The following is a 14,895-nucleotide window of genomic DNA, read 5'->3' on the forward strand; positions in this document are numbered from 1 at the left end:
ACGACGGAGCGCAGCCCTGCCACGATGCCGCGCACCGCGGCGCCGGACCGCAACGGGCAGCGCTGGCTGCGGCGCGCCGCCGACAATGGCGTCACCGCGGCCCAGTTCGCCTTGCTGGAACAGGAATGGGAGGCCGGCAGGCACCAGGCCTATCTCGAGCGTGCGCTGCCGCTTGCGCGGTCCCTGGCCCATTCCGAGGTGGCGCAGGACCGGGCCTGCGCGCGCCTGGCACCGGACGAGGTCACCCTGCTGTCGCGCTGCGCCCGCCTGGTCGACGAGGGCACCGTCGTCCACGACGTCGAGCCCGACGAACTGCATGCCTTCTGGGAACTGGCCGCCGCCGAGCAGGACCGCTACGCCCAGTTCGCGCTGGGCCTGTGGTCCGCGCGCATGCGCATCGACGGCCGCCGCGTTGCGGGAAGCGGCGCGGGCAGCAGCGGCGCGGCCAACTTCAAGAAGGCGGTGCGTTGGCTGCTGCAGGCCGGCGAGCAGGGCCTGGCCGAAGCCTGGTATGCGCTGTCGCGCATCTATGTGAAGCCGGAGTTTTCCCAGCGGAATGTAGTCGAGGCCCAGAAATACCTCGAGCGGGCCGCCGAGATGGGTTACCGCGACGCCCAGCTGGAATGCGGCAACGCCGCCTGGCGCGCGCGCCGCGAGAACGAGGGTAACGATGTGCGCGCCGTGTTCTGGCTGCAGAAGGCGGCTGTGCAGGGCTGCGCCAGGGCGGCCGCCATGCTGCACAAGATCGCGCCGCGCGGCCCGGGCGCCTGGCAGGACCTCGATGCGATGCTGGCGGGACGCGACCTGTCGGACTTTCCGCTGCTGGCGGCGCGCCTCGAACTGGCGCTGGCCTTCGGCCTGAGCCGCGCCGAGGCGCTGCTGCTCGAGGTCCGGAATGCGGATCGCGGCCATTGCCTGGTGATCGACATCCGCGCCAGCTACGGCCGCAGCCGGCGCCGTCTGGTGACGGTGGAAAGCGCCCAGGAGCGCCAGTTACTCGACCGCATCGGGCGCCTGTTCGAGAGCGTCGACTGCGGCCCGGGCGGGCCGGAAGGGAATTATCGCCAGCGCCTCTACCGTCTGCGGACCCTGCTGCCAGAGAGCTCTTTGGACCTCGACCTGGCAGCTTGACGACGCGTCAGACGCCGGTGATCAAAGCGTGATCTCGCCCTCGAACACGGTCTCGGCGGGGCCGCTCAGGTAGACCGGCTGGCCTTCGCCGGCCCAGGCGATGCTCAGACGGCCGCCGCGCGCCTCGACCTGGACTGGCGAGTCCAGCAGGCCGCGCCGGATGCCGGCCACGACCGCCGCGCAGGCGCCGGTGCCGCAGGCCAGGGTTTCGCCGGCGCCGCGCTCGAACACGCGCAGCTTCACGTGGCCGCGGTCCAGCACCTGCAGGTAGCCGGCGTTGACCCGCTTCGGGAAGCGCGGGTGGTGTTCGATCTGCGGACCGGTCTCCGCGACCGGCGCATTGTCGACGTCGTCGACCACCTGCACCGCGTGCGGATTGCCCATCGAGACGACCGATACCAGCACGGTCTGCTCGGCACCGCGCGCGCGGACCGTCAGCGGCCACAGGGTGTCGCGGCCCTGGGCCACGCCGTCCAGGCCGCTGGCGTCGAAGGGCACCTGCGCCGGCTCCAGCACGGGCGCGCCCATGTCGACCGTCACGCTGCCGTCTTCTTCCAGGCGCGGCGTGATGATGCCGGCCATGGTCTGCACACGGATGCTGCGCTTGTCGGTCAGGCCCTTGTCGCTGACGAAGCGCACGAAGGCGCGCGAGCCGTTGCCGCACTGTTCGACCTCGCCGCCGTCGTTGTTGAAGATGCGGTAGCGGAAATCGCAGCCTGGATCGAGCGGACGTTCGACGATCAGGATCTGGTCGGCGCCGATGCCGAAGCGGCGGTCGGCCAGGCGGGCCCACTGCGCGGGGCTCAGCTCGACCTGCTGGTTGACGGCGTCGACGACGATGAAATCGTTGCCGGCGCCGTGCATCTTGGTGAATTTCAGTTTCATGATGGTTCCTGTTTATTCGTAGAGCGACGGCTCGCCGTTCGGCCGGGTCTTGAAGCGTTTATGGGTCCAGAAATACTCGGCCGGGCTTTCGCGCACCCGTTCCTCGATGAATTCGTTCATGCGGCGGGTGGCGTCGATCATGTCCTCGCCCGGGTAGTTTTCCCAGGACGGATAGAAGACGACACGATAGCCCTTGTAGTCGGGCAGGAAGGTGGCGATCACCGGGATCACTTTCGCTTTGGTGGCCGCCGCCAGCCGCGGCAGGGCGGTGAGCGTTGCCGCCGGGATGCCGAAGAAGGGCACGAAGGTGGCATCCTTTTCGCCGAAATCCATGTCCGGCAGCATGAAATAGGGCAGGCCGTCGCGCAGCGCGCGCAGGATCGGTTTGATGCCCTCCTCGCGGGTGAACAGGCGCACCGGGCCGAAGCGCTCGCGGCCGTAGCGCAGCAGGCGGTCGAAGGCCTCGTTCTTCTGCGGCGAATAGATCGTCGACACCGGGATCACGCGCGCCGCGACGCCGGCCACGTCGAGGCAGACGAAGTGCGGGCACAGCAGGATGGTCGGACCGCTTTCCATTTCGGCCTGGGGCACCGACGGCTCGATGTGGATCAGGCGGCGCAGGCGCGGGATCGGCGCCCACCAGAGCAGCGAGCGCTCCAGGATGCTGCGCGAATAGCCCTGGAAGTGGCGCCTGGCGATGGCGATCCGTTCCGCTTCGCTCAGTTCGGGCATGCACAGGCGCAGATTGGTCAGGGCGATCTTGCGGCGTTTCGGGATCGCGTAGTACATCAGCCAGCCGACGGCGTTACCGATGCGGCCCAGGATCGGCAGCGGCAGGAAATGCAGCAGCCACAGAAAAGCAATCAGGACCCTCATGCGACCGCCTCGGCTTCCGGGGCCGCCACGCCCTGGGGGCGCTTGTAGCGGTTATAACTCCAGAAATACTGGGACGGGCAACGCGCGATCAGCGCTTCCATCGCGCGGTTGATGCTGGCGGCCTGCTCGGTCGCGGTGCCGGACAGCTCGCCCTCGAAGGGCACGAAGCGGATCACGTAGCCGCGTCCGCCCGGCAGGCGCTCGGCATAGGTCAGCAGGATGTCGGCCTTGCCCAACTGGGCCAGCTTGGCCGGCAGCGTCATGGTGTAGGCCGGACGGCCGAAGAAGGGCGCCCACACGCCTTCGCCTTCCTGCGGCACCTGGTCCGGCAGCACGCCGACCGGCTGGCCGCCGCGCAGCGCCTTGACCAGCATGCGCACGCCCGACAGGTTGGCCGGGGCCAGGTGCATGTTCTGGCGCGCGCGCGCGCCTTCGACCAAGGGTTTCAGCGCGCTCTTGCGCGGCGGGCGATACATGACCGTCAACTCCTGGCGCAGCGACACTTGCTGGGCGGTCAGCTCGAAACAGCCGAGGTGTGGCGTCAGGAACACAATCCCGCGCCCGGAGTCGAGCTGGCGCTGGACCAGTTCCCAGTTCTCCATCGTGACGTGGCGGGTGACGCGCTCCTGTTGCGCGCACCACACAAACGGCAGTTCGACGATGGCTTTACCGGACTCGGCGATGGCGCTGCGCAGATGGGCGCCGTAGCCGGCCAGCTCGAGATTGCTGCGCAAACGCCGCCGGTAAGAGGGAGAAATGAGGTAAACGAGCCAGCCGAGCGCCGCGCCCAGCGCGTGCAGCACGGGGAGGGGAAACACCGACAGGAAGCGGAACAGGAAAACGAGCATTTATTGATTCAGGGTAGAGGTGATGCGGCTTGCTTCACCAAAATTTTTTAAGGAGCGTAAAATACCACTTTGAGCAGGATCCGCGGAGTTAATGACAACTTGCGAAGCGGAATATAAATATCGCTAAAGCGTCGCAGGGCCTTGGTACTGCGGCATTTATCTCAACAGTATCAGGAGCCTCAATGTCTTCCAACGACTACCTCTTCACTTCCGAGTCCGTCTCGGAAGGCCATCCGGACAAAGTTGCCGACCAGATTTCCGACGCCATCCTCGACGCCATCCTCGAGCAGGATCCGCGCGCACGCGTGGCCGCCGAAACCCTGTGCAACACGGGCCTGGTGGTGCTGGCAGGAGAGATCACGACGCACGCAAACGTCGATTATATTCAAGTTGCGCGCAACACCATCAAGCGCATCGGTTACGACAACACCGATTTCGGCATCGACTACAAGGGCTGCGCCGTGCTGGTCGCCTATGACAAGCAGTCGCCGGACATCGCCCAGGGCGTCGACGAAGGCGCCGGTATCGACCTCGACCAGGGCGCCGGCGACCAGGGCCTGATGTTCGGCTACGCCTGCGACGAAACCCCGGAACTGATGCCGGCCGCGATCTATTACGCACACCGCCTGGTCGAGCGCCAGTCGCAGCTGCGCAAGGACGGCCGCCTGCCGTGGCTGCGTCCGGACGCCAAGTCCCAGGTCACGCTGCGCTACGTGAACGGCCGTCCGGTCGCGGTCAACACCGTGGTGCTGTCGACCCAGCACGCGCCGGAAATCAGCCACAGCCAGATCGAAGAAGCCGTGATCGAAGAGATCATCAAGCCGGTGCTGCCGAAAGAATGGCTGCAGGACACCCGCTACCTGGTCAACCCGACCGGCCGCTTCGTCATCGGCGGCCCGCAGGGCGACTGCGGCCTGACCGGCCGCAAGATCATCGTCGACACCTACGGCGGCGCAGCCCCGCACGGCGGCGGCGCCTTCTCCGGCAAGGACCCGTCCAAGGTCGACCGCTCGGCCGCCTACGCCGCCCGCTACGTGGCCAAGAACGTGGTCGCCGCCGGCCTGGCGCGCCAGTGCCAGGTGCAGGTCAGCTACGCGATCGGCGTGGCCAAGCCGATCAACATCACCGTCTACACCGAAGGCACCGGCGTGATCTCCGACGAGAAGATCGCCGAACTGGTGATGGAACACTTCGACCTGCGCCCGAAAGGCATCGTGCAGATGCTGGACCTGCTGCGCCCGATCTACCAGAAATCGGCCGCCTACGGCCACTTCGGCCGCGAAGAGCCGGAGTTCACCTGGGAGCGCACCGACAAGGCGGCGGCACTGCGTGCTGCGGCTGGTTTGGCCTGACAGCGTAGCAAAAACAGCTTGGCGGGAATGACGGCTCAGCCAACGTCATTCCCGACCTGGCCGGCCGCCATGGCGGGAATCCAGGTTCTTCAGCACACCAGCGACATCCGCCCGTGCTAAACTAAGCAATTCCGAGGAGCGTTGCGACGAAAGTTTCGACTTTCGCCAGGCTCGGATATCAACACCGCGCTCACGTTACTTTTTTCTTAACTTGAAAGGAGGGCGTGATGAGCGCCGTACTCAAAGACACTTCCCAGGATTACCTCGTTGCCGACATCGGTCTTGCCTCGTGGGGCGAGAAGGAAATCCGCATTGCCGAAACCGAAATGCCGGGCCTGATGGCCATTCGCGAGGAATACGCCGCCAGCCAGCCGCTGAAGGGCGCGCGCATCGCCGGTTCGCTGCACATGACCATCCAGACCGCCGTGCTGATCCGCACGCTGGAAGCCCTCGGCGCGCAAGTGCGCTGGGCCTCGTGCAATATCTACTCGACCCAGGACCACGCCGCCGCCGCCATCGCTTCGGTCGGCACCCCGGTGTTCGCGATCAAGGGCGAAACCCTGGACGAGTACTGGGAATACACCCACCGCATCTTCGAATGGCCGGGCGACAACCATGCCAACATGATCCTGGACGACGGCGGCGACGCCACCCTGCTGCTGCATCTGGGCGTGCGCGCGGAGAAGGACGTCTCGGTGCTGGACAAGCCGGGTTCGGAAGAAGAGATCTGCCTGTTCAACGCGATCAAGGGCCGTCTGGCCGTCGATCCGCAGTGGTACTCGAAGCGCCTGCCGGAAATCAAGGGCGTGACCGAAGAGACCACCACCGGCGTGCACCGCCTGTACCAGATGCACCAGGAAGGCAAGCTGGCCTTCCCGGCAATCAACGTCAACGACTCCGTCACCAAGTCGAAGTTCGACAACCTGTACGGCTGCCGCGAATCGCTGGTGGACGGCATCAAGCGCGCGACCGACGTCATGATCGCCGGCAAGATCGCCGTGATCGCCGGCTACGGCGACGTGGGTAAAGGTTCGGCCCAGGCCATGCGCGCGCTGTCGGCCCAGGTCTGGGTCACCGAGATCGACCCGATCTGCGCCCTGCAGGCCGCGATGGAAGGCTACCGCGTCGTGACCATGGACTACGCCGCCGAACACGGCGACATCTTCGTCACCTGCACCGGCAACTACCACGTCATCACCGAGCAGCACATGCTCAAGATGAAGGACCAGGCGATCGTCTGCAACATCGGCCACTTCGACAACGAAATCGAAGTCGCCGCACTGAAGAAATATCAGTGGGAGAACATCAAACCGCAGGTCGATCATATTATTTTCCCGGACGGCAAGCGTATCATCCTGCTGGCCGAAGGCCGCCTGGTGAACCTGGGCTGCGGCACCGGTCACCCGTCCTATGTGATGAGCTCGTCGTTCGCGAACCAGACCATCGCCCAGATCGAGCTGTTCGCCAACACCGACAAGTACCCGGTCGGCGTGTACACGCTGCCGAAGCACCTGGACGAGAAGGTCGCGCGCCTGCAGCTCAAGAAGCTGAACGCCCAGCTGACCACGCTGACCGAGGAGCAGGCTGCGTACATTTCAGTGTCCAAGGAAGGTCCGTACAAGCCCGACCATTACCGTTATTAATTAATAACTGGTAATCTCTTCGGTGACATGGCGCCGCCCAAAGCGGGTGGCGCCCCGGATTCCTACGCCTTCACGAAAGACACCGACATGCGCCTGCTCCTGACCTGGTTGATCAACGCCGCAGCCCTGATGGCGCTGCCTTACCTGATGCATTCCGTGACCGTCACCAACATCGGCACCGCCCTCGTGGCCGCGCTGATCCTCGGCCTGGTCAACACCATCATCCGTCCCGTGCTGGTCGTCCTGACCCTGCCGGTGACCCTGGTGTCGCTCGGACTGTTCATCCTGGTGATCAACGCGCTGCTGTTCTGGCTGGTGGCGCATCTGGTCGACGGCTTCCATGTCGCCGGATTCTGGTCGGCCTTCCTGGCGGCCATCCTGTACAGCGTGATTTCGTGGGCGCTTTCTACCTTACTCCTGAATAAAGATGGAAACCCCTAATATCAGCATCGAGTTTTTCCCGCCCAAGACTCCCGAGGGCGCGGAAAAACTGCGCGCGGCGCGCCAGAAGCTGGCGGCGCTGCAGCCGAAATACTTTTCGGTGACCTTCGGCGCCGGCGGCAGCACCCAGCAGGGCACGCTCGACACCGTGCTCGAGATCCAGTCCGAAGGCCACGCCGCGGCGCCCCACCTGTCCTGTGTCGGCGGCACCCGCGAATCGATCCGCACCATCCTGCGCGAGTTCCAGTCGCACGGCATCCGCCGCCTGGTCGCCCTGCGCGGCGACTTGCCGAGCGGTTATGGCGGCGCCGGCGAGCTGCGCTATGCCAGCGACCTGGTCGAGTTCATCCGTGCCGAGACCGGCGACTGGTTCCACATCGAAGTCGCCGCCTATCCGGAGATGCATCCGCAGGCGCGCTCGCCGCAGGACGACCTGCAAGCCTTCGCCCGCAAGGTGCAGGCCGGCGCCAATGCGGCCATCACCCAGTACTTCTACAACGCCGACGCCTATTTCCAGTTCGTCGACAACGCGCAGAAGATGGGCCTGGACATCCCGGTCGTGGCCGGCATCATGCCGATCACCAACTTTACCCAGCTGATGCGTTTCTCGGATATGTGCGGCGCCGAGATCCCGCGCTGGATCCGCCTGAAGCTGGCCAGCTTCGGCGACGACAGCGCCTCGATCAAGGCCTTCGGCCTGGACGTGGTCAGCCAGCTGTGCGAACGCCTGCTGGCGGGCGGCGCGCCCGGCCTGCACTTCTACAGCATGAACCAGGCGGTGGCCACCACCGCCATCTGGCAGCGCCTGCAGGGAACGCAGACGGCGGCCTGATCCTTGCCGCCGATCGCATGCCCGCGCGCCGCAAGGCCGCGGGCATTTTCTTTAGGTCACCTTGCTGATCTCGGTGACGATCACGTCCAGCGGCACGTCGTGCGGCGCATGGCCGAACTGCGCTTCCTGGTTGCTGTAGGCAATGCCCAAGGTGCGCGGGCGCGGCGGCAATTCCAGGGTGCGGTCGTAGTAGCCGCCGCCATAGCCCAGCCGGTAAGCGTCGGCATTGAAGCCCAGGCAGGGAATCAAGAGGGCAGGGGGACGCTCGATGAAGCGCAGCTGGGCCGGCACCGCGACGCCCATCTCGTCCGCGATCATCGGCTCGCCCGGCGTCCACTCCGTGAACGTGAGGGGGGCGTTGCGTTCCATCACCACGGGCAGGGCCAGGCGCACGCCGGCCAGCGCCAGCTCCGCATAGGCGGCGCGCAGGTCGGGCTCGCCGGCCAGCGGCCAATACACCCCGAGGGTATCGATCTGGCGCAGGCGCCACCAGGCAATCACCTGGGCGCCGATGTGTGCGTCCCATTGGACCTTGATTGCCGGGTCGAGCGCCCCACGTGCAGTCTTGAGCGCCTTGCGCAGCGCCGCCTTTGCCGCCTGGCTGTCGCCCGCCACGCTTGAGGCGTCATCTGGCAAGCTCGAGAGGGGGCGTGTTATTCTTGATTCGCCGGTCATGAGTTAAATGAAGCGTACATTAAGGTTGGTTTGATGTTTCTTTTGAAATTGTTAGCCGGCGCAAGTGTTGCCGCCACGACCCTGCTGTCGTTCGCGACGGCGTCCGCCCAAACGGCTCCGCCGCCTGCCGCCGCACCTGCTGCATCCGCCTCACCCGCGATCGCTCCCGTGGCCGCGCTGCCGCAGGCTGCGACCGACGCCGCCCGCGAGCAGGATGCCATTTTCCTGCAATTGCGCGAGGCCGCGCGCCAGAACGATGCGGGCAAGGCCGCCGAGCTGGCGGCGCGCCTGCCCAACTACGCAATTCCCTCGTATGTCGACTATTATCGGCTCAAACCGCGTCTGAAGGACGCATCGAACGAGGAAGTCCTGGATTTCCTGAAGCATTACGAGGGCAGCGCCATCGCCGACCGCCTGCGCAACGACTGGCTGCTGGAACTCGGCCGCAAGCGCGACTGGGTCAATTTCGACCGCGAACTGCCGCTGTTCGTGAAGAACGACGACTACCAGGTCAAGTGCTATGCGCTGCTGTCGCGCGCCGTGAAAGGCCAGAACGTGGCCGGCGAGGCGCGCGCCCTGCTCGACAATCCGCCGCTGTACGGCGAAGCCTGCGCCGCCCTGGTCGCCCAGCTGGCGCAGTCCGGCCAGTTCACGCAGGCGGACCTGCTGGCCCAGCTGCGCCTGGCCGGCGAGATGCACGCCACCGGCCCCTCGCGCCGCACCGCGCTGCTGCTGGGCGCCTCCGACACCCGTGCCGCCCAGGCAGTCGACGTGCCGGCACTGGCGATGGCGCGCGGCATCGGCAGCAGCCGCGCCGATCACGAAATCTACCTGGTCGCGGTCAGCCGCATGGCGCGCACCAGCCTCAAGCTGGCCACGGTCGCCCTGAACAAGAACGCGTCCAAATTGTCCGCCGAGGAAAAGGCGATCGGCTGGTCGAACATCGCCCTGGCCGCTTCGCTGGTGCTGGCGCCGGAAGCCTACGATTACTGGCAGCGCGCCGCCGGCGCGCCCCTGTCGGAGTTCCAGGCCGAGTGGAAGACCCGGATCGCGCTGCGCCGCGGCGACTGGAAGATTGTGAAGGCGACCATCGACGCCATGCCGGCCGAGCAGCGCGCCGAGCCGGCCTGGGTCTACTGGCGCGGCCGCGCCGACCTGGCCCAGGGCCGCAAGGAGGATGCGCAGGCGCTGTTCCGCCGCATCGCCGACCAGAACAGTTTTTATGGGCAACTCGCGCTCGAGGAAATCGGCCAGCAGATCACGATCCCGCCCAGCGCAGTGGGACCAATCGCGCCCACCGCGGCCGAGCTGGCGCAGATGGCCGCCAATCCCGGCTTCAGGCGCGCCCTGAAATTCTTCGGCATGCGCCTGCGCTTCGAAGGCACGCGCGAGTGGAACTGGGCGCTGCGCGACTTTTCCGACCGCCAGCTGCTGGTCGCGGCCGAGTACGCGCGCCAGAACGAGATCCTGGACCGCATGGTGAACACCTCGGAGCGCACCCGCACCGAGTTCGACTATACCCAGCGCTTCCCGGCCCCGCACGACGACATCCTGCAACCCACCGCGCAGGGGCTGGGCCTGGACCAGGCCTGGGTCTACGGCCTGATCCGCCAGGAATCGCGCTTCATCTCCGATGCCCAGTCCGGCGTCGGCGCCTCCGGCCTGATGCAGGTGATGCCCTCGACCGGCAAGTGGGTGGCCGAGAAGATCGGCATGACCGATTACGGCCATGGCATGCTGAGCGATATCCGCACCAACATCCTGCTCGGCACCAATTACCTGAACATGGTGCTGAACCATGCGGAAGGCTCGCAGGTACTGGCCACCGCGTCGTACAACGCCGGCCCCGGCCGCACCCGCGCCTGGCGCGGCCTGCTGAACGCGCCGATGGAAGGGGCGGTGTTCGTCGAAACCATTCCTTTCGAGGAAACGCGCAACTACGTGCGCAACGTGATGTCGAACGCAACGAACTACGCCGCACTGTTCGAGAAACGTCCACAGTCGCTCAAGGCCCGCCTGGGGACGATCATGCCGCGTGGTGGTAGCATGGGCTTGCCATGATCGGCCTGCCTTAGGAGATTGCCATGCGCGATCTGTCGGTAGTGTTGTTCGGAGGAACAGGATTCATCGGCAGCCATCTCGCAGCGCGGCTGGCCGAGCACGACATGACCATCGTGGTGCCGACCCGCCACGAAGCGCATGCCATGCACCTGATGCCGCTGCCGGGCGTCGACATCGTCCAGGCGGATATTCACGACGATGCCGTCCTGCGGCGCCTGGTAACGGGCCGCGATGCCGTCATCAATCTGGTCGGCATCCTGCATTCGCGCCAGGGCATGCCCTACGGGCCGCAGTTCCGCCACGTCCACGTCGAGCTGCCGCGCCGCATCGCCAGTGCCTGCGCCGCCGCGGGCGTGCCGCGCCTGCTGCACATGAGCGCGCTGGGCGCGGCCCGCGACGGCCCCTCGATGTACCAGCGTTCGAAGGCCGACGGCGAACTGGCGGCCGCCAGCGAAGCGGGCGTGGCGGCGACCATCTTCCGTCCCTCGGTGGTGTTCGGCCCGGGCGACAATTTCATGAACATGTTCGCGCGCCTGCAGCGCCACCTGCCGGTGGTGCCGCTGGCCTGTGCCGATGCGCGCTTCCAGCCGGTGTACGTCGGCGACGTCGCCGAAGCCTATGTGCGCGCCCTGTTCGACGACGCCACCCGCAGGCAGACCTGCGAGCTGGGCGGTCCCGGCATCTATACCCTGGCCGAGCTGGTCAGGCTGGCCGGGCACTGGTCCGGCCATCCGCGCCCGGTGCTCAGGCTGCCCGACGCCCTGGCGCGGCTGCAGGCCGGCTTCTTCGAGCTCCTGCCCGGCACGCCGCTGATCACCCGCGACAACCTGGATTCCATGAAAGTCGATAATGTTGTCAATCCGTCCCATCAGGTCTTGACAGCGGAGGCGCTCGGAATCAAGCTCACGGCGCTCGAGTCCGTCGCGCCGTCCTACCTGGCGCCCACCGGACAACTCGACGAGCTGCGCTCCCGGGCGCGACATGCTCACACGGAACACCCCCATCCGAAATAGAAAGAGACCATGCAGACCATCGAACTCGATCCCACGCTTTCTCAGACCCTCGACCAGGCGCGCCAGGCCGGCCTGACCCTCGTCATCGGCAACAAGAACTATTCGTCGTGGTCGATGCGCCCCTGGGTGGCGGCGGTCGCGGCCGGGATCCCGTTCACCGAAGTCCGCGTGCTGCTCGACCAGCCGGACACCGCCGCCAACATCGCGCGCTTTTCGCACGCCGGCCGCGTTCCCGTGCTGCTGGCCGGCGAGATGACGATCTGGGACAGCCTCGCCATCTGCGAATACCTGGCCGAGCAGTTCCCCGATAAGCACCTGTGGCCGCAGGACGTGGCGGCGCGCGCGATGGCGCGTTCGGTGGCCGCCGAGATGCATTCGGGCTTTGCCGACCTGCGCACCTCGATGTCGATGAGCATCAAGGCGCGCCTGCCGGGCCGCGGCCGCACGCCGGGCACCCAGGCCGACATCGGCCGCATCTGCGAGATCTGGGAAGAGTGCCTGGCGCGCTTCGGCCACCACCGCTTCCTGTTCGGCGATTTCTCCATCGCCGACGCCTTCTACGCGCCGGTGGTGATGCGCTTCAAGACCTACGGCGTGGCGCTGGCGCCTGCCCTGCAGGCCTATTGCGACCGCATGCTGGCCCATCCGGCGGTGGCGCGCTGGGTCGAGGAAGCGATGGCGGAAACGGAAATCGCCGCCGTCCACGAAGACGAGCTGCCGGAGTGACTGGCTTGACGACGATGCAGGCCTATGTCGTCGGCGGCGCGGTGCGCGATGAACTGCTGGGGCTGCCGGTGCAGGACCACGACTGGGTCGTGGTCGGCGCCACGCCCGAGCAGATGGTGGCGCAAGGCTTCCGTCCGGTCGGCAAGGATTTCCCCGTCTTCCTGCACCCCGACACCCACGAGGAATACGCGCTGGCCCGCACCGAGCGCAAGACGGCGCCCGGTTACCACGGCTTCGTCTTCCACACCTCGCCCGACGTCAGGCTGGAAGACGACCTGATCCGGCGCGACCTGACCATCAACGCGATGGCGCGCGCCGCCGACGGCAGCATCGTCGACCCCTATGGCGGCCGCCAGGACCTGGAAAACCGCATCTTCCGCCACGTGTCGGAGGCCTTCGCCGAAGACCCGGTGCGGATCCTGAGACTGGCCCGCTTTGCCGCGCGCTTCCCGGCATTCCGCGTGGCCGAGGCCACCAATGCGCTGATGCGCAGGATGGTCGAGGAAGGCGAGGTCGATGCCCTGGTGCCGGAACGTGTGTGGCAGGAACTCTCGCGCGGCTTGATGGAGCAGAAGCCCTCGCGCATGTTCGCCGTGCTGGGCGACTGCGGCGCTTTGTCCCGCATCCTGCCGGAGCTCGATGCCGATACGCCGCTGATGCAGGCCATCGACCACGCCGCCGGACGCGGACTCGAGCTGCCGGTGCGTTTTGCCGTCCTGATGCACGGCCTCGGCAAGGAGATTCCCGACATTTGCAAGCGCCTGCGCGTGCCCGTCGACTGCCGCGACCTGGCCGTCATGACGGCGCGCGAGCGGGACATCATTGGTCGCGCACCGTCCCTGGACCCGGAAGCCGTCGTCAGCCTGTTCGAACGCAGCGACGGCTTCCGCAAGCCGGAGCGCTTTGCCCAGATGCTGCTGGCCGCCGAATGCGCGGCGCCCGGCCATGAGACGCACGCACCGCGCCTGCTGAAGGCCCTGGAGGCGGCGCGCGGGGTGAACGCCGGGGAGATTGCCGGGCGCTGCGCGGAGAACAAGGCGGGGATTCCGGCGGCTGTGCACGCGGCGCGGGTGGGGGCGGTGCAGGCGGCACTGGACGATTAGCCCGTCGCCGCACGTTACAAATCCTGCGCAGCAGTCTACTCAGCCAATCCGTTACAATGACGATTGGTGCAGTGCACAAAAATGAATAAACGATGCAGGATAACCCCCTACGCCGCTGGCTCAGCAACCTGACCGGCAAACACGGCCGCCAGCCGGTACTGGTCAAGGCCTTGAGCAAGCGCGACCACCGTCGCGTGCTGCGGCATTTCCTCGCCCTCGACAGCAACGACCGCCTGCTGCGCTTCGGCAGCATGCTGCGGGACGAGCAGGTCATTGCCTACGTCAACAAGATCGATTTCTCGAAAGACATCGTGTTCGGCGTGGTCAACCGCATGTTCCAGCTGGCCGGCGTCGGCCACCTGGCCTTCATCTCGCGCGAGGCGCATCCGGACAGCATCAATTACACCGACAAGGAAAAAGTGGCCGAGTTCGGGGTCTCGGTGGCGGCATCGGCGCGCGGGCAGGGCGTCGGCACGCGCCTGTTCGAGCGCGCCGCCATGCATTGCCGTAATTCGGACGTCGACACCCTGTACATGCAGTGCCTGTCCTCGAACCGTACCATGATGCACATCGCCAAGAAGGCCGGCATGGAAATCAAGCGGGAATATGGCGAGGCGGACGCCCACCTGCACCTGCCGCCGCCCAGCCCCTCGAGCGTGCTGGCCGAGGCGCTGGAAGAGCAGGTGGCGAAGATCGACTATGCGGTCAAGCGGAATACACGCGCCGCCTTGAAGTGGCTGTCGCCTAAAAAATAGGCGCTCTAAACGATGGGCAGCGCCGTCGTTTCCTTGATCTTCTGCAGCGCAAAGCTGGACTTCACGTCCAGCACCGCCGGGTGGCGCAGCAGCGTTGCCATCATGAAGCGCGAGAAATGCTCCATGTCTTCCACGTGGACGCGCAGCAGGAAATCCATCTCTCCCGTCATCGCATAGCAATCCACCACTTCCGGCCAGGTCGATACGGCCTGGGCGAATTCGAAGCGCGGCGAGGTCGCCGGCACGCGTGCGTTCGGCGCGCCCTCGGCATGCTTTTCCAGGCGCACGTTCACATAGGCCAGCAGGCCCAGGCCCAGCTTGTCGGCATCGAGCAGGGCCACGTACTGTCGGATCACCCCGGCCTCCTCGAGCCGCTTGATGCGGCGCAGGCAAGGCGATGGCGACAGGTTCACGCGCTCGGCCACGTCCTGGTTCGACAGGCGGCCATCGGCTTGCAGAATGGCAAGAATCTTCCGATCGGTTTTATCCAGCTCGATCTTTGACATGAATTTCCCTTGGTCTTCGGATGTTCCGCAATTTTATTGCGCAAATCA

At 66.2% G+C, this 14,895-nt stretch carries 15 protein-coding genes and 1 riboswitch; of the genes, 10 read left to right on the forward strand and 5 right to left on the reverse strand.

The window, feature by feature from the left end:
• The coding region (locus tag AB4Z32_RS24465) for a tetratricopeptide repeat protein (RefSeq protein WP_442124468.1) at window positions 1-1,131 on the forward strand (1,131 nt) is incomplete at its 5' end.
• 21 nt (window positions 1,132-1,152) lie between these two features.
• On the opposite strand, the gene dapF is transcribed toward AB4Z32_RS24465, so the two are convergent.
• The 3 genes from dapF to AB4Z32_RS24480 are packed head-to-tail and all read right to left on the reverse strand — an operon-like array spanning window position 1,153 to window position 3,740.
• Complete coding sequence (gene dapF, locus AB4Z32_RS24470) at window positions 1,153-2,016, reverse strand: diaminopimelate epimerase (RefSeq protein WP_442124469.1); 864 nt, start codon at window positions 2,014-2,016, stop codon at window positions 1,153-1,155.
• Window positions 2,017-2,028: 12 nt separating this feature from the next.
• Entirely contained in the window at window positions 2,029-2,892 is an 864-nt protein-coding gene (locus AB4Z32_RS24475) for an LpxL/LpxP family acyltransferase (protein ID WP_442124470.1), read from the reverse strand.
• The gene (locus AB4Z32_RS24480; protein ID WP_442124471.1) at window positions 2,889-3,740 is read right to left on the reverse strand and encodes a lysophospholipid acyltransferase family protein; all 852 of its coding nucleotides are present in this window, start codon (window positions 3,738-3,740) and stop codon (window positions 2,889-2,891) included. Before AB4Z32_RS24480 ends, AB4Z32_RS24475 begins: the two co-directional genes overlap by 4 nt.
• Before the next feature lie 182 nt (window positions 3,741-3,922).
• Between AB4Z32_RS24480 and metK the strand changes: the two genes are divergently transcribed.
• The 4 genes from metK (at window position 3,923) to metF (ending at window position 8,008) form a co-directional block, all read left to right on the forward strand.
• The gene (gene metK / locus AB4Z32_RS24485) at window positions 3,923-5,092 is read left to right on the forward strand and encodes a methionine adenosyltransferase (RefSeq protein WP_442124472.1); all 1,170 of its coding nucleotides are present in this window, start codon (window positions 3,923-3,925) and stop codon (window positions 5,090-5,092) included.
• 127 nt (window positions 5,093-5,219) lie between these two features.
• Window positions 5,220-5,291: riboswitch (S-adenosyl-L-homocysteine riboswitch) on the forward strand.
• A 28-nt stretch (window positions 5,292-5,319) separates the two neighbouring features.
• Window positions 5,320-6,735: an adenosylhomocysteinase gene (ahcY, locus tag AB4Z32_RS24490; protein WP_442124473.1), complete on the forward strand. Its 1,416-nt coding sequence runs from the start codon at window positions 5,320-5,322 to the stop codon at window positions 6,733-6,735.
• An 87-nt stretch (window positions 6,736-6,822) separates the two neighbouring features.
• The gene (locus tag AB4Z32_RS24495) at window positions 6,823-7,176 is read left to right on the forward strand and encodes a phage holin family protein (RefSeq protein ID WP_442124502.1); all 354 of its coding nucleotides are present in this window, start codon (window positions 6,823-6,825) and stop codon (window positions 7,174-7,176) included.
• Window positions 7,163-8,008: a methylenetetrahydrofolate reductase [NAD(P)H] gene (gene metF, locus AB4Z32_RS24500; protein ID WP_442124474.1), complete on the forward strand. Its 846-nt coding sequence runs from the start codon at window positions 7,163-7,165 to the stop codon at window positions 8,006-8,008. Before AB4Z32_RS24495 ends, metF begins: the two co-directional genes overlap by 14 nt.
• A 51-nt stretch (window positions 8,009-8,059) precedes the next feature.
• Here metF and AB4Z32_RS24505 read toward each other — a convergent pair whose 3' ends face one another.
• Complete coding sequence (locus tag AB4Z32_RS24505; protein WP_442124475.1) at window positions 8,060-8,623, reverse strand: 5-formyltetrahydrofolate cyclo-ligase; 564 nt, start codon at window positions 8,621-8,623, stop codon at window positions 8,060-8,062.
• A gap of 93 nt (window positions 8,624-8,716) precedes the next feature.
• Here AB4Z32_RS24505 and AB4Z32_RS24510 point away from each other — a divergent pair, with 93 nt between their 5' ends.
• The 5 genes from AB4Z32_RS24510 (at window position 8,717) to AB4Z32_RS24530 (ending at window position 14,341) form a co-directional block, all read left to right on the forward strand.
• Complete coding sequence (locus AB4Z32_RS24510; RefSeq protein WP_442124476.1) at window positions 8,717-10,744, forward strand: transglycosylase SLT domain-containing protein; 2,028 nt, start codon at window positions 8,717-8,719, stop codon at window positions 10,742-10,744.
• A 23-nt stretch (window positions 10,745-10,767) separates the two neighbouring features.
• Complete coding sequence (locus AB4Z32_RS24515; protein ID WP_442124477.1) at window positions 10,768-11,757, forward strand: complex I NDUFA9 subunit family protein; 990 nt, start codon at window positions 10,768-10,770, stop codon at window positions 11,755-11,757.
• 9 nt (window positions 11,758-11,766) lie between these two features.
• A complete protein-coding gene (locus AB4Z32_RS24520; protein WP_442124478.1) occupies window positions 11,767-12,483 on the forward strand; it encodes a glutathione S-transferase family protein in 717 nt (238 codons plus the stop codon).
• Between the two features lie 14 nt (window positions 12,484-12,497).
• Complete coding sequence (locus tag AB4Z32_RS24525) at window positions 12,498-13,586, forward strand: multifunctional CCA tRNA nucleotidyl transferase/2'3'-cyclic phosphodiesterase/2'nucleotidase/phosphatase (protein ID WP_442124503.1); 1,089 nt, start codon at window positions 12,498-12,500, stop codon at window positions 13,584-13,586.
• 92 nt (window positions 13,587-13,678) lie between these two features.
• The gene (locus AB4Z32_RS24530; protein WP_442124479.1) at window positions 13,679-14,341 is read left to right on the forward strand and encodes a GNAT family N-acetyltransferase; all 663 of its coding nucleotides are present in this window, start codon (window positions 13,679-13,681) and stop codon (window positions 14,339-14,341) included.
• Between the two features lie 5 nt (window positions 14,342-14,346).
• Here the strand turns inward: AB4Z32_RS24530 and AB4Z32_RS24535 are convergent, their stop codons facing one another.
• Window positions 14,347-14,847, reverse strand: a complete 501-nt coding sequence (locus tag AB4Z32_RS24535) for an Lrp/AsnC family transcriptional regulator (RefSeq protein ID WP_442124480.1) — start codon at window positions 14,845-14,847, stop codon at window positions 14,347-14,349.
• Window positions 14,848-14,895: the final 48 nt, after the last annotated feature.

Origin of the sequence: Massilia sp. 2TAF26, from assembly GCF_052115005.1 — a bacterium.
Classification (GTDB): domain Bacteria; phylum Pseudomonadota; class Gammaproteobacteria; order Burkholderiales; family Burkholderiaceae_D; genus Telluria.